Genomic DNA, 21,918 nt, shown 5'->3' with positions numbered 1-21,918 from the left:
TAGAAATGACAAAGGGAGCCTATGGCTCCCTTAATATGCTGAATAACAAGAATCAAAGTGACTATCGTACGACATCTGATTCAAGCTCTAGCTCTGCTACAGACAGCATGGCAAACTCTTCCTCGGCGGTTGCTGCCACCAGTTTGTTGCGGCTGTATAACCCATAATAAACACCACCGATAAGAAACAATCCCATTGTCATGAAAAAGGCTGAGGGATCAAAAGCATAAACACCTGTCATTGCGATCAAAGAAAGCACCAGAGAAATACTCGAAGTAATTATCCCACCAGGCGTTTTATATGGACGAGTTAATTCCGGCTGTTTAATTCGCAATAAAATATGGCTCAAGGACATTAATGCGTACGATACAGTCGCACCGACAACAGCCATCGCCAAGATTAAGTCCCCCTCACCCGTAAGTGAAACCAAGAACCCAAAAACGCCCGGAACCAAAAGCGCACGAGAAGGCACTTTTTTGTCACTGGTTAATGACAAAGTTTGCGGTAAATAACCCGCGCGGGAAAGCGCAAACACCAAGCGACTGTAACCATAAATGATTGAAAAGAAAGAAGCGATAAGGCCAGCCAATCCAAGTAAGTTCACGGCCATTGCTACCGTTGAATTGCCCGTAAGCTTTAGGGCGTCAACTAATGGCACCGCGCTATCGCCTATGACCTTTGAGCCAACCGCACCAGCCAAAAGGACGACTACGATAGTTGCGGTTAGCAATAAAAACAGCATCGCACCAATGATGCCTTTGGGAACATCTTTTGCCGGATTTTTTGCCTCCTCTGCCGCTAAAGGCACACCTTCAACCGCAAGAAACAACCACATTGCAAATGGCAACGCAGCCCATACGCCATACCACCCAAACGGCAAGATTTCTGTTGCCTGAGCCGTCGCCGGAGCAATATCGAATAAGTTATTAACGTCAAAGTGACCAATAAGCACAGCAGCAGTAATTAGAATAGCTAGCACAGCCAAACCACTGATGACCATCATTACTTTGAGAGCTTCGCCAACCCCTGCCATATGAATAGCGATAAAGACGGCGTAGAAAAGTGCGTAAACAACAGGGCCATCGATACCAACCAATTCATTCACTGCTGAGCCAATAAAAATCACTATCGCAGCAGGCGCGAGCGCATATTCAATCAAAACTGATAAGCCAGTGAAAAAGCCACCTGTCGGCCCCATCGCCTGTCTTGCGAAGCTGTAACCACCACCCGCAGCAGGAATAGCCGCAGACATTTCAGCTAAAGACAATACTAGCGTGAAATACATTACTGCCATCGCGATAGCAGCAATAAGAAAGCCTCCCCATCCTGCTTGAGCGATGCCAAAGTTCCAACCGGCAAAGTCACCAGATATAACATACGAGACACCTAAGCCAGCAAGTAAAATCCAACCTGCGGTGCCTCTTTTTAGCTGCCTTTTGGCCAAGTACTCCTGATGTTTAGACATAGTAAATCCTTCTACTTTGATGAAATTAAAAAGTTGTCGCTGTGTTTATCTTCAACGCTTGCGCCACTTGGCTCATTGATATCGGAGCGATCTTTCAGATTCACTCCTGACAGTTGTAATTTTCGAGCCTCCTTGAGCAAGTAAAATGCGCGTTCACAGGCATCGTCATAGTTGAGCCCCTGAGGGCGCACATTGGAAATGCAGTTTCTTTGGGAATCTTTAGAGCCTCGTTTAGCCCCCCAAGTGAGATACATACCCATGCTATCCGGAGAAGTTAGGCCGGGTCTCTCTCCAATTAAAACCAGCACGGCCTTGGCGTTAAAACATTCACCAACATCATCCCCTACCGCTACTCTTCCTTGCTTTACGATTGTGATAGGTGCGAATTTCCATTGATGTCCATCATCAGCGCTTAAAAGAGAAATCAATCGAGTAACAACAGGCACGGCATGGTTTTGAATTGCGACGGAAGAAAGTCCATCAGCAATAACAATCGCAAGATCAATGTCAGCGTTATGCTCATTTGCTATCGAGTTGAGCGTTTGCCAAGAAGATTCATCGAGTTGCCTTCCTAAATCGGGCCTTTGCAGGTACATAATCCGATCACTCACTTGGCTGCTCACTACCACTGGAGGCTCTAAGGTATTTTCAAGAATCGAGTAAGAGTCCGACAAACCAGCAACGAGAGACTCAATATTCAAACTGCAATGCACTGCATCCATAGCTTGGGCGTGATCCAGCTGAAATGAGAGTAACTCGTTGGTTGGTACACTGTTCCCGCTACGACCCAGAGCGATCCGAGCAGAGGTGAAGTCGCGTAACTTGCCCCACGGGTTGTGTGTGACAACTTCAGACTCATCTTGTGGGGACTGAGCAATGGTGATTACTTTACCCATGAGAATACCCCTTATTCAGTTGGTTAATTGCTCCCGAAAACGAGCGAGAGATTTGCTCACTTAACCGAACGTCTTGCACGCTCTCGAAAATCTGCATCTCCATTAACCATTGTTCAAACTCTGGTGCTGGCTTCAAACCGAGTACTTTTCTTGCGTAAAGGGCATCGTGAAATGAGGTAGTTTGATAGTTGAGCATGATGTCATCAGCCCCTGGAATACCCATGATGAACGAGCACTCGGCCACACCTAATAGTGTCAGCAAGTTATCCATGTCATTCTGATCGGCATAGGCATGATTGGTGTAACAGATATCGCAACCCATAGGTAAACCAAGCAACTTCCCACAGAAATGATCTTCAAGCCCAGCACGAATGATCTGTTTGCCATCAAACAGATACTCAGGGCCAATAAACCCAACGACAGTATTAACCAACAAAGGATCGAACTGTTTCGCGACAGCATAAGCGCGGGCTTCACAAGTCTGCTGATCGACCCCATGAAATGCATTAGCAGACAGCGCTGTACCTTGTCCGGTTTCAAAATACATCACATTGTTTCCTACACTACCTCGATTCAAAGACAACGCGGCTTCATGGGCCTCTTTCAAAATCGACAAGTCGATTCCGAAGGTATCATTCGTCCCTTGCGTGCCGCCTATCGACTGAAAAACGAGATCGACTGGTGCGCCCATTTCAATGGCTTCGATCGTGTTCGTGACATGAGTTAACACACAAGACTGAGTCGGTATTTGATAGTGTTGAATCACCTCATCCATTAAGTTCATTAACTTAATAGCTTGAGGTACATTATCTGTTGCCGGATTGATACCGATAACCGCATCGCCATTTCCGTACATCAGACCATCAAAAATGGTCGCTGCGATACCGTTGAGAGAATCAGTGGGATGATTCGGCTGTAAGCGAGTAGACAGGCGACTCGGCAAACCAATCGTATTCCGAAAAGCCGTGACAACTTGGCATTTTTTAGCAACGAGAATCAAATCCTGGTTGCGCATAATCTTACTGACTGCGGCCACCATTTCTGGTGTTAAACCTTGACGAATTTTAGCCAACGTTTCACCATCGGCTTCTTCACTCAGCAGCCAATTTCGAAAATCTCCGACCGTCAAGTGCTCAATCGGCTTAAAGGCTTCAAGGTCATGCGTATCGATAATTAGGCGAGTGATATCGTCGCTTTCGTATGGAATAACCGCCTCGTTAAGAAACGTTTTAAGTGGTAACTCAGACAGCGCCATTTGTGCGACTACACGTTCTGCCGCTGACTGAGCACAAACCCCGGCTAACGCATCGCCTGAGCGCTCCGGTGTCGCTTTCGCCATCAAGTCAGCTAATGACTTAAAGGTATAGACTTTACTTCCTTGTTGCCGACGATAAGTTGCCGTCATTGCTCTTCCTCTTCACTATTTGGTTCGCTTTTTGCTGAACTATCAATAAGCTTTAAGAAAGTATTGCCAAATGTGTTCCGTAGCGTTATCAAAAACTGGCAACATTTATAAACCAATAATAAACAATGAGTTATGTAAATACTGCTCCAACATGACTCACAAAAAAGGAATGAGCATCACAAGGATGAGTAACCAAATGCCCCAAACTGCACCAATGCTGTGCATCCATCACACTAAGGATGCAAACCAACAAGCTGCGAGTCTGATAAACTGGCAACAGGAATATGACCAACTCAGCGATGGTCGATTTTTAGGTCAAATTCGAGAACGACGATTTCCCAATTTCCATGTGTTTCGTGAAGACAGTAACCGCTCGCTAAGACAGCAATGCAGGGTTGAAGAGGGAGGTATTTGGTTGGGTTTGAGTGCGGAAAATAAGCCGCTACACCTAAATCACAGTCAGTTTAATTCAAGCCAACTTTTGCTTAGGCAAGGTGGCGCTGATTTTGAGTTAATGACACCGGAGCAGTTTTCTATCTATGGAATAGTGCTCGACAAAAACTTCGTTCACATCATAGAAAATCAACTTGAGCTTGGGAGTATCCAAAACAACACATTACACTTAACGGGTTTGACGGAAAAACACATTCAACAACTTAAATACTACTTAGGCACGTTACTTGGTTCCGCCGAGCCAAGATGGTCTGAAACCACACATCAAGCAATCTTAAAAGATATTGTGCTGGAGTTGTTCTCACTCAGTTCACTGCACACGAGCCATCCGATATCAATCTCTCATCGTCAACACGTGATGCACCGTATAAAACAACAGCTACAGGATCTAGACTACCGTACACCGATAACCGTCAGTGAACTGTGTGACGCAGTACACGTCAGTCGTCGCACACTACAGTACACCTTTGAACATTGCTGTAATACTTCCCCAAAGCAGTTCATACATCGAATGCGCCTGAATCAAGTACGTAGAGTGCTACAAAGCCCTGAAGATAATCGAACAATTGCAGAAATCGCTTTTGACTTTGGTTTTTTCCATCTCGGGCAGTTCAGTCAAAGCTACAAGCGGCTATTTGGTGAGACGCCAACTGAAACGAGAAAATGGGAGCCCAGCAAATAAAATGACAGGCAGTATATTCTTTCAGATCCTGCGTTGGGGCCATGTTATGCAGTCGCAATGATTTGCTGAAACTTAGCATGAAGCTCTTCAAGTGCCGCTTCAACATCCGGTTCTGCACGGCTCAAGTGCGAGATTAACGTCATAAAATAGCAGTCAAAAATCAGCGGTATTTTTCCCTCAAGGACGGAGCTTCCGTTTACAGATTGAAACAAAGCTTGGTTAAACGACTGATAATAATCCAAATCCCAAATCACTTCTTTCAACAAAGCTCGGCTCAGCTCAACGTTCGCAAAATAGTAGCGATAGTATTTCTCCGTCAGTGCCAAACCAATGTCGATATCGGTTTTACCTTCCACACTGACTAGCGTTTCTTGGCTGATCTGTTGCAGTTGCGCCAGCATCCCTTCGCGCAAAATCGACAGTTTAGTCGGGAAATGGCTAAACACTGTACCATCGGCTACTCCTGCTTCTCTCGCTATCTGCCTTGTGGTCGTCATGTCATAGCCATTTTGAGCAAAAGATGCCCATGCGGCTTTTAGAATTTTATCTCTGGTTTGTTGTCGCTTCGTCATTGATGTGTCTGCTTAATGAGCCTGAAAGGATCATACCTTGCGTGGTTGAGATTGACAAATTGAGCGCGCTCATTTATAAAATTGAGCATGCTCATTTTATATAAAAACAAAAGGAATCGCTCATGTACGTATTAAACAAACTAGGCCAAGGATTGATTTTCTTCCCGACCATCTTCTGCTTTTCGTATATTTTAAGACCGATATTAATGGTCATCCTTATTCCAGGAGGACTCGCACTTTTGGCGTTAATCGGTGGCGCAGAAGTCAGAGCGGAACTCAAAGCCATGCTGCTTGAGGAGTTTTTTGGCGTTAGCCCATCGCACACCACCTCGAAAAAGGCGTGAGTGCGCTACAAACGTTGGCAAGGCTAAGTAAAAAAGAAAACGCGCAGATATCGAGATCTCAATACCTGCGCGTAGATGTGGTGAAAATAAGACTGGCTTTAGTCAGTATTCATGTTCTGGCCAATTCGCCATAAAACGCCACTAGGGTCAAACAAACAACATTCGCGCATGCCCCAAGGTTGCTCGACTAGCTCTGTCAAACGCGAACCAAATTCCTCATGACCCACTTTGGATAAGTGCTGATGCCAACTTTCTGCGTCTTCTACGAGCAAGTGCATCATGAAGTTATTGCCGTGTTCTGGCTCATAAAAATTCTGTAAAAGAAACGCGCAGCTACCTTGAGAGAAGTATGCTACATCACCGAAGTCCGACGCCATTTCAAAGCCAATCGCCTCATAAAAACGTTTTGATAGCGCGTAATCTTTCGCCGGAACAAATGATTTGATTTCAACAATATTGAGGTTTTCCATTTCCAATTTCCTAAGCCTTTTTCCATAAAACTGACTGACGTAATCTCGCTCTATGCCTTCTATTCGCCTTGCGTAATCTGCTGTGATGACAGTGGCACACACTCTGCCATTTGCGTTTGTAACCACGTGATAAATTTATGTTCGAGTTCTGTACGCTTTTTATCTTGACTCAATAAAACGTAATTGCAACTTGATGGAGAAAACCCAAATGGTGCGACCAAATTACCACGCTTAATATCGTCCATGACAAAAGGATACGATCCCATTGCGACGCCTAAGCCGTCCACCGCTGCTTGTATGCAAAAATAAAAATGCGCGAATGATTGCTGAGTGTTGCCGTTGAAAGTTTCACAACGTGTTGATTGCTGCCAATCCGCCCAAGCATTCGGTCTGGTTTGGCTATTCAACAATCGAGCTGCTTTCAAATTGTCTTTAATGGATTGCCAATACTCAGGAGAAAATACCGGCCCCACCCACTCTTCCACAAGAATGGTTTTGTCGTAATCGTGATGCTGCGCAAAATCGTCTCGACGAATCGCCATCGAAAGCCCAGTTGATCCTAATGTTACCGGGCCACCAGCCGTCGACAAACGAACATCAGCACGGTGTTCATCATTAAACGCGGCCAACCTTGGCATCAACCAGCGCATGGTTAATGTCGGTTCACAAGACACTTCAAGATGCTGATGCTTCTCTTGAATAAGCGTATTCACGCCTGTTTCTAGCGTTTGGAATGCCGTTTCTGTGTATGTCTTGAGTAATTCGCCTTCTGCCGTCAACACGACTTTCCTGCCCTCTTTGAAGAACAAAGGTTGAGACAGATATTGCTCAAGTTGCTTGATCTGCTTACTCACGGCTCCGTGAGTAATGTTCAGTTTGTCAGCCGCTTCAGTGTAGCTTGAAGAACTCGCCGCAACGTGGAAGACATAAAAAGATTTCAGGTGACGCATCTGTGAGTTTTTCTCACCAATATGGGAATATTTTTCGATTATAGTCAGTAATAAAGACACCTACAATTCCGCTACATCCCAGACTTCATCATTCAAACAGGAAATCGATATGGAATTTGTAACTCTTGCGTTATTAGGTGTGCTTATTGTCATTAGCCCTGGCGCAGACTTTGTTTTGGTATTAAGAAATAGCTTAAATCAAGGACGAAAAGCAGGCGTATACAGTGCGATTGGTATCAGCATGGCGATAAGCATCCACACCGCTTACTCCATGCTGGGGATCAGTTACTTAATTTCACAAAATGAATGGTTGTTTAATCTCGTGCGCTATCTTGGAGCCGCTTATCTTGTCTACCTTGGGATTAAAGGAATATTCTCCTCGCAACCTGCATCAAACTCAGAAACCGTTCAACAGAGCGAGTATTCAATGTGGCGATTTTTCATGCAGGGGTTTCTGTGTAATTTACTCAATCCCAAGACGATGCTGTTTTTTCTGAGTATTTTTAGCCAAGTGATTTCTCCCGACTCTAGTCAGCAACACATCGCCTTGTTCTACGGGATTTATATGATTGCGCTGCATGGTATTTGGTTTTCTATCGTTGCTGTTTTATTCACGTCACCCCAGCTACAAGCTTTCTTGTTGAAGATTAAGCATCGACTCAATCAAGCATGTGGGGCGGGATTAATCATTTTCGGCGCGATGCTGGGCTTAAAAGTGTAGTACGCTTGCGGTCCGATTACCCCAATTCAAATTGATCATTGAACAAGTGGCTGTAATCAAATAAAAATCTGCATTATCAATACCTTAAATTAGAAAAAACAGCCAACGTGCGCTGGCTGTTTCGATGCAGTTAATGAATGACCCGAGCGTCCCCTTTAAGTAACTGAGACAGATCGATAGTGAATATCGTCACTGTCGGACGTTTAGGCAGAGCATTTTCGATCGAAAACTCTGGCCCAGCTGGAACGAGGGGGAAGTGAATAGCAGTCGGCCACTTTGACGAAGCTTCATTACCGCCCGGCTCAGATATTGAGAAAGAAAACGCAGGTAAACGGGTCATAACACTTACCTCAAATGACTGATTAGCGGGCTCAAGCGAGCCCGCTTAGGTTTTGCAATGTTATTGTTATTTTAACGCTTACTTAATCACTAACGATTGATGACGTTAGATATCAAGTTCTTTGTCTTCAACGTGGTTGGTGATCATCGCTTCAGTGGTGATCATCAAGCCAGCAACAGACGCTGCGAATTGAAGCGCTGAACGTGTTACTTTCGCAGGGTCCAAGATGCCCATTTCGATCATGTTGCCGTATTCACCTGTTGCAGCGTTGTAACCGTAATCGGAATCACCAGCTTTGACAGCGTTCGCCACAACAGAAGCTTCGTCACCTGCGTTAGTTGCGATTTGACGAAGAGGCTCTTCCATTGCACGTAGCGCAACTCGGATACCCACGTTTTGGTCATCATTGTCGCCTTTTAGATCCGCCAATTCTTTCGCGATCTTAGTTAGGGCAACACCACCACCAGCAACAATACCTTCTTCAACCGCTGCGCGAGTAGCGTGTAGCGCATCGTCCACGCGGTCTTTCTTCTCTTTCATCTCAACTTCGGTTGCAGCGCCGATCTTGATCACCGCTACGCCGCCAGATAGCTTCGCAACACGTTGTTGAAGCTTATCTTTGTCGTATTGAGAAGTGGTTGTTTCGATTTGTTTTTCAATCGAAGCCACACGATCAGCAATCGCGCTTGCTTCTGCTGCGCCACCCACAATGGTTGTTGTGTCTTTGGTAATGGTCACTTTCTTCGCACTACCTAGTTGCTCTAACGTTGCTTTTTCGAGCTCTAGGCCGATTTCTTCAGAGATGACCGTACCAGCAGTTAGTACCGCAATGTCTTCCATCATCGCTTTACGGTTGTCACCAAAGCCAGGCGCTTTCACCGCGGTCGCACGCACGATGCCGCGCATGTTGTTCACAACCAATGTCGCTAACGCTTCACCTTCGATGTCTTCAGCAATGATCAATAGCGAGCGAGAAGATTTCGCTACTTCTTCTAGTACAGGCAATAGCTCGCGGATGCTGCTGACTTTTTTGTCCACCAATAAGATGTATGGGTTGTCTAGCTCGACGCTGCCATTTTCTTGGTTAGTGATGAAGTATGGCGACAAGTAACCGCGGTCAAATTGCATACCTTCAACCACAGACAATTCGTTGTCTAGACCTTGGCCTTCTTCCACCGTAATCACGCCATTGCGACCCACTTTTTCCATCGCTTCTGCAATGATTTCACCGATCGCGCGATCGCTGTTTGCAGAAATGCTACCCACTTGGATGATGGATTCTTTGTCGCTGCATGGCTTAGACATTTTACGTAGTTTCTCAACCGCCGCTTCAGTGGCTTTGTCGATACCACGTTTTAGGTCCATTGGGTTCATGCCAGAGGCTACCGCTTTAAGACCTTCATTGATGAAAGATTGCGCCAGTACAGTAGCCGTCGTTGTACCGTCACCCGCTTCATCATTCGCTTTGGACGCCACTTGTTTCACCATTTGTGCGCCCATGTTTTCGAACTTGTCTTTCAGTTCGATTTCTTTCGCTACAGACACGCCATCTTTGGTGATGGTTGGCGCACCGTAAGATTTATCAAGCACAACGTTGCGGCCTTTCGGGCCTAGTGTCACTTTTACTGCGTCCGCCAGTAAGTTCACACCTTTCAGCATTTTTTGACGTGCGTCATTAGCAAATAATACGTCTTTTGCAGCCATGGTTATCTCCTCAAAAAACTACTACAAAAATAATTACTCAACGATTGCTAACACATCAGATTCGGACAGAATTAAGTATTCTGCGCCGTCAATTTTCTCGGTTTTCACGCCGTAACCGTCATTGAAAATGATTTGGTCGCCCACTTTGACTTCCATCGCAGCGCGTTCGCCATTTTCAAGACGTTTACCTAAACCAACAGCAATGACTTTCCCGCGGTTTGATTTTTTCACCGACTGAGAAGTTAAAACGATTCCCCCTTCAGATTTATTTTCCACCTCTTGTCTTTCAACAATTAGCTTGTCATTTAAAGGACGAATTTTCATTTTTAAGTGCCTCCTACTTGGAACCAAAAATAAAAGACAAAATAAACATCAAGATGGATTTGCGAGTCGACAGCTCGCTTTCGATGAAAATAATAAGGTCGAAAAATGAGAGTTCAAGAGGTGAATTTGATAAAAATTTTTTATTAAATTAAATAAAATTTTCTATCGAATTATCGCATTCACAACCACTTAGCATCTCTTTATGATGGAAAATGTGCTCAATCAAATCTAGAGTGGTTACGTACTCTTAAAAAGGATAATCAAACAATGAAAAAGGCCGTATCTCTATTTCTTGCAACGTTATGCGTTGGCTTCCTCTCACCCAACGTGTCAGCTTCTGAACGCGCTGAACAAGGTTGGCAATTGATTGACGAGGGCGCGATGATTGTCGATGTGCGCACGCCGCAAGAGTTTTCTGAAGGGCATTTGGATAATGCCGTCAACTTCCCTTTATCTGAACTTGATAAACATTTTCAAGACGTCGATAAAGATCAAGCTATCGTGTTGTACTGTCGCAGTGGTAACCGCTCTGGCAAAGCGTATCAATACTTACAATCGCAAGGCTTTACGAATCTGCACAATGCAGGTGGCTTTGAAGAACTACAAGACGCCAAATAGTCGTCTCCGTTCTAATATACAAAGTAAAAGCACAGAGCGCGTCGCAAGCGTATTGTAACGCGCTCTGTTTCTAAATACTTATCTACAACAACTCTACTATCTGGGCCCTGCATCAAATTGAGTCAGGTTATCCGATATCTCGATCCATGGCGCTTTCGATGCGACAAAAATATGGAAATCAGGCTTGTGAGAAGGTGTGTCATCCAAGATACCAAGGCGAATATTGACGATCCCATTGTTCTTTTTCGAATACAGACTTGATCCGCAGTGGCGACAAAAGCATAGCATGGTATTTTCGCTTTTCTGATAAGTTTGAATATCTTCTTTCCCTTGGATAATAAGCAATTTATCCAACGCAATACCACCGGCAGATGAATAGTCAGAACCTGTGAACTTGCGGCATTCAGAGCAATGGCAATTTCCCATGTACTTGAATTCATCTGCCACTTCCAACTTTACCTTGCCGCACAGACATGAGCCTTTTAGTACTTCCATTTGAATTCCTTTTTGTTATGAATCTAATTGAATTAGATGGCTATCTCGACACCATGCCACTGCAATACGAAAAATTAAAGACAGGCAATACAGGTTTTCAAAAATGAAACGAAAATGTAAAACATTCCATTCAGAGGGAAGTGCGCTCGACACGTGAAAAATCGAGCTATTTTAGATACAAAAACACCAAGCAATAACGCTTGGTGTTTACCTCACAGAATGTCGCCTCAGAAAAGGCGCTTTCCGCTGTGCTTAAAAAATGCAGTGTTTAGTAAAGCTGGTCGCTTCGTTTGCAGTCCAGTCACCTTTCGGCTTATCTTTCAGGTTTTCACACCATTGCTCGCTGCCGACACCATCTTGCAGAACACAATGCTTTGCAAAGTCTACCGCGTTGTCTGCTGTCCATTCTGTTTTTGGCTTATCGCGCATGTCGTTACACCAGCCTTCAGTGCCCACTTCATCACTACAAGCGGTCAAAGCAGAAGCCGCCAACATCAGCATGACTAGTTTTTTCATAAATTTAAGGTTCCAGTTGCAAACAATAGTAAAATTAAACTCAATCTCTTCAACACATGCCCATTCAAGTGTCTGAATAAAGGCGTCACTAGCTGAAGTGACTTTTGTATCAACTATAACGAAATTATCAGTCTACGTGTTAAGACACCGAAAAATTATTGAGCGACTCTGTGTAAAGCGCGCCATTCTAAAAGCTATAGGCAGCGCGCTTTTGTTAGCTCACCAACCTTAAAAGAGCCAGTACCAAAGCACGCTAAACGCAGCTCTAATGCCATTTGTTCAAAGTGATCGACGACAGACTGCGTGCTGATCGTCGCAGCTTTTAATACCGCACCAGCTTGCCCAATGAGATTAGCACCCAAATGAATGGCTTTCGCCGCTTCAAGTCCGTTATGAACACCTCCCGAGGCGATCAAGGGTAATGTAGGATGCAGTGCGCGGATTTGAGCCAAACATGTTGCTGTAGGGACACCCCAATCGCGGAAAAGCTCGGCTGCACGCTGCATTTTCGGATTATCTTGGCAATACCCTTCAACCGCACTCCAGCTTGTGCCACCCGCGCCCGCAACGTCAATTGCATCCACACCAGCATCAATTAATCGCTGCGCAACGTGTCCGCTAATACCAAAACCGACTTCTTTGATAATGATAGGAACCTTCACGCGAGATTTAAGCATCTCAATTGCCTGGAAAACACCAACCCAATTGTGGTCGCCATTTTTCTGAAACGCTTCCTGCATTGGATTAACGTGCACAAACAAGGCATCGGCTTGAATCGCCTCAACCGCACGTTGCGCATTATCGAGTTTACCTTTATCGAGCAATTGAGCGGCTCCAAGATTGGAATACAACGGTACTTCTTTCGCCAACTCACGAATGGTTTTACCCAAGCCCGAATGCTGACTTTCTTCTAAGCTAATCCGTTGCGAGCCCACACCCATGGCAATACCTAATTCACTTGCTGCTTCAGCTAAACGACAATTGATCGTTTCTGCGTCTTTTGCTCCGCCAGTCATCGAGCTAATCAAAAACGGTAGCGCTAATTGATGACCAAGAAACTCTGTCGATAAATCGATCGCGTGAAAGTCACATTCTGGCAGCGCACAGTGTTCAAACTCGACAGACTCAAAACCCGCCGTTTTATGCTTCATGCTCATATCATGATGTAAAACAGCATCTAGGTGTAAATCTTTTCGGTTAGTTTGCGGAGCCATAATGTCACCCTAAAGTAAAACAGTCGCGCAGTATTGCGATCCTTATCAGTAACGTCAATGCGAATTTTTTGAATTTGCCGGATTACTTTTCCGAAACGAGTAATGAATCTCGACTGCCCCTGACATTATAAGAAAAGAAACTCGCTTTCCGTTTTAAACAAGCCGGCAAGTTTCTCTTCAAATTGAGATAATCAGCGTACGATACCCATGATGAAAATGGATCACATTGCTCTGTAGTTTACTTTACGCTGTCCGACAGAATTAGCGACACAACAGTGCTTGTCGTCGTTGGTTCAAACTGTTCGGGATCATCACAGAATTGAATTTTTCCTTTTTCTTCTACATGGAACAGCGGTACAACTGAACTACCTTTGTGATGCGCTAAATAATCTTGATACGTGAAGTTATCGCTCAATTTCGTGTGTTTAACCTCTGCACCACGACTTAACATACTGGCTAGCTGGGTATAGCTTACATTGCCGCCCATCAGCAATTTACCATGGTACTCCTGAGCCACGGAGTGCTTCTCGCTGCCATTGCCGTTGGTTTTCACTTTTTGTAAGCAGTGAACTTTATCTTCCCCAAACTCGTCGACGAATTGCATGCAAGCCATAATGTTGAAATGCTGATCGGGCGTTAATGCAACCACTTGTCCAACTCCTATCAAGTTCAAGTTGTCGTCCGCGTGACTAGAAATAGGGTTGCCGTAATAGTAATCCAATCCCAACATACGAACCTGACTGATGTACTCCCAGTTTGAGTCAGTCATTAATACGCGGCGGTCATAACGCGCCAGCGCCTGCCCTATTTCTCTTGCTACTCGGTTAGCACCAATCAACAAGAAGCCGCGTGGTGCTGGCTCTGCAACGCCCAACGTCAGCGCTACAGGACGTGCCGTCGCACTTTGTAACACGACCGTTCCTATAATCACCATGAAGGTCATAGGGACCAGTAAAATCGCTTCATCAATGCCGTATTCAGTCAATTTGATCGCGAAAAGAGACGAAATCGAAGCAGCAACAATACCGCGCGGTGCAACCCAAGACAAAAACAGCTTATCTTTGAGACGCAAGTTGCTGCGGAAGGTTGAAAGAAAAATCGATAACGGACGCGACACTAACTGCATAAATACAAACAACAATAACGCACCGCTACCTAGCGCAGCAAAATCATCCAGACTGATTCGAGCCGCAAGGAAGATGAACAATCCGGTGATCAGTAAAATGGTTAAATGCTCTTTAAAATGCAGAATTTGCTGAATATTGATGTCTTTAGCGTTTGCGAGCCACATACCCATTACGGTGACGGTTAGTAACCCAGCTTCAGACTCAATGTGGTTAGAGACCGAAAATACACCTAGAACCACCATCAAAACCGCAAATGGCTGCAAATATTCCGGTAGCCAAGAACGACGCATGATCGTCGCAACTGCATAGCCTGAGGCCGCACCTAGCATGACACCGACAGCAATGATCGTCCCAAACACTTCGACGCTATTTATCGCACTGTGAGATACGATAAACTCGTAAACCATCACAACAAAAAGCGCACCGAGCGGGTCAATCAAAATCCCTTCCCATCGCAAAATGTTAGCAAGCGTACTGTTAGGTCTTACGGTTCGTAGAAGTGGCACGATGACCGTCGGCCCTGTTACTACGGTTAAGCTGCCAAACAACATGGCAAGCTCCCAAGTAAAGCCGAGGAAATAGTGTGTTGCGATACTGGTCGCTGCCCACGAAATGATCGCCCCGATGGAAACAATGCTCCATACCGAACCACTCACGCCACGAATTTCTTTAAAATTTAAGGTCAAACTGCCTTCAAATAAAATCACTGCCACCGCTAAAGAGACCAACGGAAAGAGCAAATTACCTAATATCTCATCAGGGTTTAACCACTGCATAAATGGCCCGACGATCAGCCCTGCCAACAACAAAAATAAAATCGCTGGCAAACGCAATCGCCAAGCTAACCATTGGCAACCTAAACCAATAACCCCAACCGCTGACAGCACCAGCGCTTCATTACCCACTTGCATCAATAATTACCTGTTTTTGTCTTTTTTCGCGTGAATGCGCTATACCCGAATACATTCAGCCTTACGGTCAAATAGAAACAACCGAACGTGCAAATCAAACGACTGACCTTCGATGACATCGCTACGAAACGCACATGTTTGAAGTCATTTGGCGATCGCATCAGAACTATGAATATAGTTGACCCCCAATGACTTAACGACTCATTTTTGTTCATCAGGTTTTAAAGTGGCACACAAGTGTGCGACTTTGTCGAATTCATCATTACGCATTGAGTTTCATTATGTAGAATGATTTCTAAAGAAAGCGCGGAACCTAGCACTATATGAGGCTAAGGCATAGAGCATGAACTAAGCTTTAGCGTAAGTGCTCAAAGTTAAGAATCGTGGGTCACGCGACGTACGCAAGGAGAAATGGATTGTACGTAATACTAGCACTGTTCATGGCGTGTCTCGCCATCCTCATCGGAGTGAAAGCCGCCAACCGAGCTGCACTTTTAGAAAAAGAACTAGCCAAACTTCGTGAGGAAGTCACATCACTACGAGCCAGTGTCCATGGGGGCTCAAACCCACAAGTGCACCAACAATCCAGCATCGAAAAAGACACACCATCTGTAGCGACGCCACCTCACATAGAATCACAACAGAAAAATGTCTCATCCTCTGGGGAACATGATCCAGCTGCCAACCTAGACTTGGACCAGAGCGCTGCGAATCAAGGGTACGCCCAGACAAGAGAAGTGCAACTGGATGTTTTTAGTCAAGAAAATGAGTCATTCCTTCAGAGTAAAGTTCAGAGCCTGCTTAGCAACATTCAAGAAAATTGGTTGGTTTGGGTAGGCGCATTGGCCATGCTGATCGGTGGAGGTTATCTCGTACAGGTGATTGGTAGCCACATCCAGTTTTCGCCATTTATGCGAGTATCCTTTGCCTTTGTGATCTCATTACTTATGGTGCTTGTTGGCGAGTGGTTTCACCGTAAAGAACAACAGAATCCGCAACGGGCAGCACGAGCCCAAGGCTTTACGTATGTTCCTGCTGCCGTTACCGGTACGGGATTAACGGGCATTTACTGCACCGTCATTTTTGCCTTTGTGGTTTATCAAATGCTAACGCCGAGTATCTCGTTGATCATTTTGGCTTCAGCCGCATTTTTCAGTTTAGCATTATCATTGCGACAAGGGCCGTTAATGGCCGTGCTTGGCTTAATTGGTGGCTACACAGCACCACTGTGGATTGGAGGTAGTGAACCCAACTACTTTTTGTTAGCCGGATACATCTGCGCGATTTCGTTCGCGGCGACCTTATTGATGCAAAAAGTGCGTAGGGCATGGATTACGCCAAGTATCGCGATTCCACATGTCATTTGGATGTTGCTGTTAATTGAGAGTGTACCAACAGAACTGTTGTTCTCGTGGCTCGCGATTTATCTCTCCATCACTTTGTATCTCATTTTCGCGGTTCCGAGAATGGGTTGGATGCTCAATCCTCGCTTTCGTCACTATCAAAGCAAGTGGACAAACTCGCCGACCGCTACCGCTCTCGCAACTGCTTTATTGACCTTTTCTGCCGTCACCAGAATGCCGGAGCTGAACACTCTACAAATGGCGTACTGTTATACGCTGCTTGTTGCGAGCATCTGGCTACCAGCACTTCGTACAGGCTGGTCATTACGTGTATTTTTGCCATCCATACTCGTCTCGGCAACCGCGCTAATAGTTCTTACCATCGCTTTTGATGCGCTGTATATGGTAGAGCGAGAAGCTAGCATCCTATTCGCATTGGCGGTGAGTATTGCGCTGATCTGCTATCGAACATATTGCCAATCACTTAGTGACCGTTCGCAACTCAGTGGGCTGCTTCTGCTGGTACTGGCTCCCGCGATGAGCTTAATTACGTTGCTTTATGTTGACGAATTTATGCAAGGCTACCTGTGGTATTGGACTACCTTCTGCGCATTGATGGCCACTTACTATGTTGTGCTTGGTCAGCGTGCACGTTCGTTGGCATTAGAATGCTCTGCCGTTATGCATGCTTTAATCGTAGGTATCGCTTTTGTTTGGTTGAGCGATACTTGGTTAACAACAGCAATCTCAATACAAGTTGCGATAATGGCCTTACAGGCTCAAGTCGGGTTATTTCGACCTGCGAGTTGGGCGATTAAAGTGGCAATGGGAATACTGGTTATCCGACTCACGCTGCTACCTTTCATACCCGAATGGCAACCGGTAGAAGCTGGGCATTGGGCTTGGGTTCTTGTGAGTTATATGCCTTCTCTCTTCATCTTGTCTTATGCTCGTTCAACACTAAAACAAGTGGACCGAGAACTGACCAACTGGTTTGAAGGGGCGTTTTTACATGTATTCTTAATGGCATTGTTCACCCAAACTAACTACTGGTTAACGGGGCAATATGGTTACTTGGGGCACATCGACTTCACAAGTGCGGCAGTCTTTGCCAATCAAGCATTAGTTATGGGTTTGGTATACAGCTACCGCAGCCAATTTGCGCAACGCTTAAGCCGTATCTACGAAATCTATAGTTACTTGCTTTGGTGCGCGTTCGCTATATTGATTATTTTGCTTAATACGGCAGAATCGCCGTTGGTGACTGATAACGTCTCGGCACAAGCACTTCCCATCTTTAACATGCTGAGTATCGGCTGGCTGTTACCAGCTTGCATCCTGCTTATCGCAACGTTTAAGCGCTGGAATACGTTGCAAGTTCATCGATTTGCGATTGCTAGTCTAGGCTTTTTACTTGCAGCCATTTGGTTGGGGATGTCTATCCGTCAATTCTGGCAAACCACATCGATGATGCTGTATCAGCCAACCAGCATGGCAGAGTTGTTCAGTTATTCAGTGGCTGGCTTGCTCGTAGGTGGATTGCTGACTTGGCGCGGCGTGACCCAACAGGGGCTGATGATGCAGCGTGTCGGTCTAGTGGTCCTTGCCTGTGTCGCACTGAAAGTATTCTTATGGGATGTGAGCTCTCTGGATGGGTTCTGGCGAGCGATAAGCTTCTTAGGCTTAGGTGCGTCTTTGATAGCACTTGGATGGCTATTCCAGAAATTGAATCGTTCGGTGGCAAAAGCTCTCGAGCCCTAGACGAGTCGAAGAGAGATTCCCGACAGTGCGCTGTTTTCGTTATTGGGGGACGATAACAGTGTAAAGCCGGGAATCATTGGAGTGTTCGTTACTTCAGTAAAGCGACCACAGTATGACGACGCACGTTTGCTTGCGCATTCAATGCCTGAAAAGTCGAAGTAAACTCGCCAGACTTTTGCATGAATCCATCCAGTTTTGCATTCACCTCATTGACTGAAAGCTGTGCGGTTTTGGTTTGGATAGAACGCATTTGAGTATTCAGTTCACCATGAAAAGCTTTCGCTTCCTGCAAGCTCGTTTGAACTTGTTTCAGATGCTGATTTACTTTGGCAATCGTCTGCTTGATGCCGTCGCGTGAGCCTAGATCAAACCCGAGCTCCGCAATACCATCTGGCTCAGACTTTAAGTTCAAAACGTTAGGCTGTCCCGCAGGGAATCGGTGCCCTTCCCCCGTTACCATCACCTTTTGCTGCATTTGTTGATAAGCGTTGTCTCTGGCTTCAAATAAAATGCTGCCATCATCGGCTAATGAGGCTCGCATTCCTAACGCAATCAAGCTGCGATCCAGCATTTTGACCGTTCGCTCACCGTCTGATTGTCCATCAAACTGAATCATCACCGCTTGACCTTGAGGAAAATCCAAACGGATTTGCTCGGCCTTGTCGCTTAAGCGATGAACATTCAAACCTGGAATAGAAAAGCGACGAATATCCGCTTTATCCAGTTTTAAGTGCAGTTCGTTATTTAGGACTTTCTGGCCATCGAAACGTGCTTGCTCAACGACTTTTTGGATGGTGGCTTTAGAGCGAACCAATGTATCCTGCAAACCAGGAACATTTTGTACGCCTTGATTAATAGCTTGCGTCAAACCACGTTTAATTTGCGTGAGCTCTTTGCCAATCACCTGCAGCGATTTGGACGCGATCTGAACCGCCGTGGCTTGCTGCTGACCCTGTGTAAGCTGAATACCAGATACAGAGTAGGCTGACGCAGTGTCAGCCTGAATTCGCCCCGGGCGCGGTTTAATTGCCGTACTTGAGTCTGCAGAACGGGTCGGCATGATAGAGGCTTGTTCTTGTCCACCTAAGCGTATGCTATGGGGTCTAACCTCTACTGTACTCATTACCATAAAAAGAACTTCCTAACCTTATAAACGGTCAAACAGCGACAAACCATCGATCTTCACATAGCTTGCTTGCGTTGCTTGCAAAGCGGCCATGTAATTACTCAATCGTACCGACGCTTCACCATAGTCCAGAGCAGAGAGGTCTCCAGATACTTTGTCAACGAACAGCTTGTTTTCACTGTGCGCGCCACCAACAAGATCTAAGTTGTTGTGTCGACCACCAATCTCAGTCATGGTCCCTAGTACGTTTGAAAAAGTATCGTCGATAGCGCTGATACTCGCCTCAACTTCAGCTCTGAAGTTGGCGGTAGGGCTCTCAAACTCTTTGATCAGCGCATCAATTTGGTTAAGCACGTTATGGCCTCCCCCAAGGTCCAATATTTCTTTTGCAGTCATATTGGAATCCATCGTGACACCTTTAGCAATTGTTACTACGCGCTTGTCACTATTACCTTCAATTACGTAGCTGCCGCTCGCTTTACTTACAGCCGCAGTATCCGTTTTAGTACCAGAGAAAAGGTAGTGCCCTTCTTCATCCTGCGCGTTAAAAGACGACTCAATAGAGTCACGGTAACTCTTAAGCTCTGTAATCATACCGCCACGACTTTCGTCAGTAAGAGAGCCGTTCGCACCCCAAAGCGCGATGTCTCGCATGCTTTTTAAGCTTTCTTTGATCGAATCTAAATGGGTTTCTTGACTCGATAGCGTCGTTTTTACGTTTTCAATATTGTTTTTGTACTGAGCAATCGCACTGGTTTCTCGGTCTAAGTTAAGCAACTTGATCGAAGCCATTGGATCATCAGACAGCTTGGTCAAGCGCTTGCCAGTAGACATCTGTTGCAGAGCTTCGCCTAGTCCCGCGCTATTGCTCTGCAAGCTGTGCAACATCATTTGACTAAATTGATTGTCACTAATTCGCATCTAAACTTTCCTCTTAGAATAACTGCAGAATAGAATCGAGCAGTTGATTTGCTGTGCTGATCACTTTCATGTTGGCATTGTGCGCATTAGCAAACATCATTAGGTTAGCCGCTTCTTCATCGCTGTTTACGGAACTAACATTATCGCGAGCTGCGTGCGCTTGCTTGTTCATGGCTAACTTCGCTTGATAATCAGCATTAGCTTGGCGTGCTTTAATTGCGGTTTGACCCACCATTGAACTAAAGGCATCGTTCAAGCTTACTGAGCCGTAACCTGATACCGCCACTGGCTTGTTGCTTAACTCGATCAATGATTGCAACGCATCTGCGTTACCAGGTGTTCCATCACTTGAGAACGCAAGCTCATCTGGAGTTAGCTTGGTAATATCCAAACTGGCTGCAGGGTTTGCTGGGTCATAGCTGAACAAAGATTTACCTGGGTTGCCATTTAAGTCTTTGCCAGTCGCAAGCACGGCGTTGTATTCATCCGCGAGAGCTTTCGCCATGTCATTCAGAGCCAATTGGTTTGGTTTCAACACTTCGGTTTGATAGTCATTAATCGCACCTAATTTGCCACCAAGCGAGTCACCAATCGCAAAACTTTGATTCGAGAACGTGACGTGTAAGTCCGCCAAGTAAGGATCACTCGGGTCAGGAATGGCTTCCAGTTTGCCATGGTCCGTACCCATCACAAGCGGTTGACCAGAGGTTAGTGTGACCTGAACACTGCCGTCATGCTGCTGTGTTGTTTTGATTTCAATGGTTTGAGATAACTCACCGATTAACCTATCTCGTTCATCCATTAACTGTGATGGGTTACCACCTGTACCTTGCATCTCTACCAGTTGCTTGTTCACCTTCGCGATATTTTCCATAAGGCTATTCGCGTGGTTAAGCGCTGCATTACGTTGGTCGCTCATGTCTTTATGTTGATTGTATAAAGACTCGGTAAGCGTATTAAAACGGCGGGCCAAAGCTTCAGATTCGTTAATGATCTGCTGGCGGTAAGGTATGGATTCCGGCTTAACGGTCGCATCGTTAAGCGCAGCGTTTAGCGAGTCCAAGCCAGCCGATATACTGAAACCATCGGCACCAAGCGTATTCTCCAGCTGACTCATGTTACTGGTGTATCCAGATGCGTATGCCGCCATACTGTTAGTCGACCACGTTTGCTTAATCAGAAATTGATCAGTAACGCGGCGAATGCTAGTGACTTCTACCCCTAAACCTGGACTTAAGCGATTGGCTTTACCATCATCGACAGACGCCATCAACGCTTGTTGACGACTGTAACCCACGGTATTCACGTTTGCCACGTTTTGCGCGGTTACGTCTAGGGCCACACGGTTCGCGCCTAAACCTGAAAGGGCAATATTAACTAGGTTCATTTACAGCTCCATTTTTCTGATCAACGGCTGAGAAAACGCGGTAGTCATACCGGCCTCACCGAATACCTGTTTAACAGAGGCGACGGCTTGAGAAGCCACGGAAATCGCATGAACATCCCCGTTATTCAAGGGCTCTGAGAACCTTGCTTAAGTAGTTTACATCCATCGCACAC

At 45.6% G+C, this 21,918-nt stretch carries 21 protein-coding genes and 1 pseudogene; 5 read left to right on the top strand and 17 right to left on the bottom strand.

Annotated features, from left to right (window positions below):
• Window positions 1–61 precede the first annotated feature (61 nt).
• From eat to R8N49_RS20310, 3 genes are read right to left on the bottom strand one after another with little or no spacing between them, the layout of a single operon-like run.
• Complete coding sequence (gene eat / locus R8N49_RS20320; RefSeq protein WP_149192166.1) at window positions 62–1,465, bottom strand: ethanolamine permease; 1,404 nt, start codon at window positions 1,463–1,465, stop codon at window positions 62–64.
• Window positions 1,466–1,476: 11 nt separating this feature from the next.
• Window positions 1,477–2,361 (bottom strand): ethanolamine ammonia-lyase subunit EutC, encoded by an 885-nt coding sequence (eutC, locus tag R8N49_RS20315; protein ID WP_054701512.1) that lies wholly within the window; start codon window positions 2,359–2,361, stop codon window positions 1,477–1,479.
• Window positions 2,354–3,766 (bottom strand): ethanolamine ammonia-lyase subunit EutB, encoded by a 1,413-nt coding sequence (locus R8N49_RS20310; RefSeq protein WP_047102789.1) that lies wholly within the window; start codon window positions 3,764–3,766, stop codon window positions 2,354–2,356. The genes eutC and R8N49_RS20310 overlap by 8 nt, the downstream gene beginning before the upstream one ends.
• Before the next feature lie 184 nt (window positions 3,767–3,950).
• On the opposite strand from R8N49_RS20310, the gene R8N49_RS20305 reads away from it, so the two are divergent.
• The gene (locus R8N49_RS20305) at window positions 3,951–4,901 is read left to right on the top strand and encodes a helix-turn-helix domain-containing protein (protein ID WP_005373973.1); all 951 of its coding nucleotides are present in this window, start codon (window positions 3,951–3,953) and stop codon (window positions 4,899–4,901) included.
• Between the two features lie 44 nt (window positions 4,902–4,945).
• On the opposite strand, the gene R8N49_RS20300 is transcribed toward R8N49_RS20305, so the two are convergent.
• Window positions 4,946–5,473: a TetR/AcrR family transcriptional regulator gene (locus R8N49_RS20300; RefSeq protein WP_005373975.1), complete on the bottom strand. Its 528-nt coding sequence runs from the start codon at window positions 5,471–5,473 to the stop codon at window positions 4,946–4,948.
• Window positions 5,474–5,595: 122 nt separating this feature from the next.
• Here R8N49_RS20300 and R8N49_RS20295 point away from each other — a divergent pair, with 122 nt between their 5' ends.
• On the top strand, window positions 5,596–5,817 hold the full coding sequence (locus R8N49_RS20295) for a hypothetical protein (protein WP_017635120.1): 222 nt from the start codon (window positions 5,596–5,598) through the stop codon (window positions 5,815–5,817).
• A gap of 98 nt (window positions 5,818–5,915) precedes the next feature.
• Here R8N49_RS20295 and R8N49_RS20290 read toward each other — a convergent pair whose 3' ends face one another.
• Window positions 5,916–6,287, bottom strand: a complete 372-nt coding sequence (locus tag R8N49_RS20290) for a VOC family protein (RefSeq protein WP_005373979.1) — start codon at window positions 6,285–6,287, stop codon at window positions 5,916–5,918.
• A 59-nt stretch (window positions 6,288–6,346) separates the two neighbouring features.
• The gene (locus R8N49_RS20285) at window positions 6,347–7,237 is read right to left on the bottom strand and encodes a LysR family transcriptional regulator (RefSeq protein WP_005388706.1); all 891 of its coding nucleotides are present in this window, start codon (window positions 7,235–7,237) and stop codon (window positions 6,347–6,349) included.
• A 109-nt stretch (window positions 7,238–7,346) separates the two neighbouring features.
• Between R8N49_RS20285 and R8N49_RS20280 the strand changes: the two genes are divergently transcribed.
• Complete coding sequence (locus tag R8N49_RS20280; protein WP_047102790.1) at window positions 7,347–7,958, top strand: LysE family translocator; 612 nt, start codon at window positions 7,347–7,349, stop codon at window positions 7,956–7,958.
• A 130-nt stretch (window positions 7,959–8,088) separates the two neighbouring features.
• On the opposite strand, the gene R8N49_RS20275 is transcribed toward R8N49_RS20280, so the two are convergent.
• The 3 genes from R8N49_RS20275 to R8N49_RS20265 form a co-directional block, all read right to left on the bottom strand.
• Window positions 8,089–8,298, bottom strand: coding sequence for a hypothetical protein (locus R8N49_RS20275; RefSeq protein ID WP_080257663.1), 210 nt, complete (start codon window positions 8,296–8,298; stop codon window positions 8,089–8,091).
• Between the two features lie 105 nt (window positions 8,299–8,403).
• Window positions 8,404–10,002 carry a chaperonin GroEL gene (gene groL / locus R8N49_RS20270; RefSeq protein WP_318190059.1) on the bottom strand — a complete coding sequence of 533 codons (1,599 nt, stop codon included), beginning with the start codon at window positions 10,000–10,002 and terminating at the stop codon, window positions 8,404–8,406.
• A gap of 33 nt (window positions 10,003–10,035) precedes the next feature.
• Window positions 10,036–10,326, bottom strand: a complete 291-nt coding sequence (locus R8N49_RS20265) for a co-chaperone GroES (protein WP_005373989.1) — start codon at window positions 10,324–10,326, stop codon at window positions 10,036–10,038.
• 267 nt (window positions 10,327–10,593) lie between these two features.
• Here R8N49_RS20265 and R8N49_RS20260 point away from each other — a divergent pair, with 267 nt between their 5' ends.
• A complete protein-coding gene (locus R8N49_RS20260; protein WP_025768015.1) occupies window positions 10,594–10,944 on the top strand; it encodes a rhodanese-like domain-containing protein in 351 nt (116 codons plus the stop codon).
• Window positions 10,945–11,040: 96 nt separating this feature from the next.
• Here the strand turns inward: R8N49_RS20260 and R8N49_RS20255 are convergent, their stop codons facing one another.
• The 4 genes from R8N49_RS20255 to R8N49_RS20240 form a co-directional block, all read right to left on the bottom strand.
• Entirely contained in the window at window positions 11,041–11,439 is a 399-nt protein-coding gene (locus tag R8N49_RS20255) for a GFA family protein (protein WP_005373991.1), read from the bottom strand.
• A gap of 252 nt (window positions 11,440–11,691) precedes the next feature.
• A complete protein-coding gene (locus tag R8N49_RS20250; RefSeq protein WP_005373992.1) occupies window positions 11,692–11,955 on the bottom strand; it encodes a DUF3012 domain-containing protein in 264 nt (87 codons plus the stop codon).
• A gap of 194 nt (window positions 11,956–12,149) precedes the next feature.
• Window positions 12,150–13,169: a type 2 isopentenyl-diphosphate Delta-isomerase gene (gene fni, locus R8N49_RS20245; protein WP_005388695.1), complete on the bottom strand. Its 1,020-nt coding sequence runs from the start codon at window positions 13,167–13,169 to the stop codon at window positions 12,150–12,152.
• A 238-nt stretch (window positions 13,170–13,407) separates the two neighbouring features.
• On the bottom strand, window positions 13,408–15,207 hold the full coding sequence (locus tag R8N49_RS20240; RefSeq protein WP_005373994.1) for a cation:proton antiporter: 1,800 nt from the start codon (window positions 15,205–15,207) through the stop codon (window positions 13,408–13,410).
• A gap of 440 nt (window positions 15,208–15,647) precedes the next feature.
• On the opposite strand from R8N49_RS20240, the gene R8N49_RS20235 reads away from it, so the two are divergent.
• Window positions 15,648–18,311 (top strand): DUF2339 domain-containing protein, encoded by a 2,664-nt coding sequence (locus tag R8N49_RS20235; protein WP_054574522.1) that lies wholly within the window; start codon window positions 15,648–15,650, stop codon window positions 18,309–18,311.
• An 88-nt stretch (window positions 18,312–18,399) separates the two neighbouring features.
• On the opposite strand, the gene R8N49_RS20230 is transcribed toward R8N49_RS20235, so the two are convergent.
• From R8N49_RS20230 to R8N49_RS20215, 4 genes and pseudogenes are all read right to left on the bottom strand, one after another.
• Window positions 18,400–19,440, bottom strand: a complete 1,041-nt coding sequence (locus R8N49_RS20230; protein ID WP_186585500.1) for a flagellin — start codon at window positions 19,438–19,440, stop codon at window positions 18,400–18,402.
• Between the two features lie 18 nt (window positions 19,441–19,458).
• Window positions 19,459–20,358, bottom strand: a complete 900-nt coding sequence (flgL, locus tag R8N49_RS20225) for a flagellar hook-associated protein FlgL (protein WP_005373998.1) — start codon at window positions 20,356–20,358, stop codon at window positions 19,459–19,461.
• A gap of 13 nt (window positions 20,359–20,371) precedes the next feature.
• Window positions 20,372–21,745, bottom strand: a complete 1,374-nt coding sequence (gene flgK, locus R8N49_RS20220) for a flagellar hook-associated protein FlgK (protein ID WP_239932330.1) — start codon at window positions 21,743–21,745, stop codon at window positions 20,372–20,374.
• Window positions 21,746–21,835, bottom strand: a pseudogene (locus R8N49_RS20215) (flagellar protein); the annotation flags it as partial.
• Between the last annotated feature and the right edge of the window lie 83 nt (window positions 21,836–21,918).

This window comes from Vibrio sp. 1978 (assembly GCF_033344345.1).
This window is presented reverse-complemented; position numbering and strand designations above follow the sequence as displayed.

Excerpts from the sequence above, each read along its gene's own strand:
- flgL (WP_005373998.1), bottom strand. The coding sequence starts at position 20,358 with ATGCGAATTAGTGACAATCAATTTAGTCAAATGATGTTGCACAGCTTG.
- R8N49_RS20300 (WP_005373975.1), bottom strand. The coding sequence starts at position 5,473 with ATGACGAAGCGACAACAAACCAGAGATAAAATTCTAAAAGCCGCATGG.
- R8N49_RS20310 (WP_047102789.1), bottom strand. The coding sequence starts at position 3,766 with ATGACGGCAACTTATCGTCGGCAACAAGGAAGTAAAGTCTATACCTTT.
- eutC (WP_054701512.1), bottom strand. The coding sequence starts at position 2,361 with ATGGGTAAAGTAATCACCATTGCTCAGTCCCCACAAGATGAGTCTGAA.
- R8N49_RS20290 (WP_005373979.1), bottom strand. The coding sequence starts at position 6,287 with ATGGAAAACCTCAATATTGTTGAAATCAAATCATTTGTTCCGGCGAAA.
- flgK (WP_239932330.1), bottom strand. The coding sequence starts at position 21,745 with ATGAACCTAGTTAATATTGCCCTTTCAGGTTTAGGCGCGAACCGTGTG.
- R8N49_RS20235 (WP_054574522.1), top strand. The coding sequence starts at position 15,648 with ATGGCGTGTCTCGCCATCCTCATCGGAGTGAAAGCCGCCAACCGAGCT.
- R8N49_RS20240 (WP_005373994.1), bottom strand. The coding sequence starts at position 15,207 with ATGCAAGTGGGTAATGAAGCGCTGGTGCTGTCAGCGGTTGGGGTTATT.
- R8N49_RS20255 (WP_005373991.1), bottom strand. The coding sequence starts at position 11,439 with ATGGAAGTACTAAAAGGCTCATGTCTGTGCGGCAAGGTAAAGTTGGAA.
- eat (WP_149192166.1), bottom strand. The coding sequence starts at position 1,465 with ATGTCTAAACATCAGGAGTACTTGGCCAAAAGGCAGCTAAAAAGAGGC.
- R8N49_RS20265 (WP_005373989.1), bottom strand. The coding sequence starts at position 10,326 with ATGAAAATTCGTCCTTTAAATGACAAGCTAATTGTTGAAAGACAAGAG.
- R8N49_RS20295 (WP_017635120.1), top strand. The coding sequence starts at position 5,596 with ATGTACGTATTAAACAAACTAGGCCAAGGATTGATTTTCTTCCCGACC.
- R8N49_RS20285 (WP_005388706.1), bottom strand. The coding sequence starts at position 7,237 with ATGCGTCACCTGAAATCTTTTTATGTCTTCCACGTTGCGGCGAGTTCT.
- R8N49_RS20305 (WP_005373973.1), top strand. The coding sequence starts at position 3,951 with ATGAGTAACCAAATGCCCCAAACTGCACCAATGCTGTGCATCCATCAC.
- fni (WP_005388695.1), bottom strand. The coding sequence starts at position 13,169 with ATGGCTCCGCAAACTAACCGAAAAGATTTACACCTAGATGCTGTTTTA.
- R8N49_RS20275 (WP_080257663.1), bottom strand. The coding sequence starts at position 8,298 with ATGACCCGTTTACCTGCGTTTTCTTTCTCAATATCTGAGCCGGGCGGT.
- R8N49_RS20230 (WP_186585500.1), bottom strand. The coding sequence starts at position 19,440 with ATGGTAATGAGTACAGTAGAGGTTAGACCCCATAGCATACGCTTAGGT.
- groL (WP_318190059.1), bottom strand. The coding sequence starts at position 10,002 with ATGGCTGCAAAAGACGTATTATTTGCTAATGACGCACGTCAAAAAATG.
- R8N49_RS20250 (WP_005373992.1), bottom strand. The coding sequence starts at position 11,955 with ATGAAAAAACTAGTCATGCTGATGTTGGCGGCTTCTGCTTTGACCGCT.
- R8N49_RS20260 (WP_025768015.1), top strand. The coding sequence starts at position 10,594 with ATGAAAAAGGCCGTATCTCTATTTCTTGCAACGTTATGCGTTGGCTTC.
- R8N49_RS20280 (WP_047102790.1), top strand. The coding sequence starts at position 7,347 with ATGGAATTTGTAACTCTTGCGTTATTAGGTGTGCTTATTGTCATTAGC.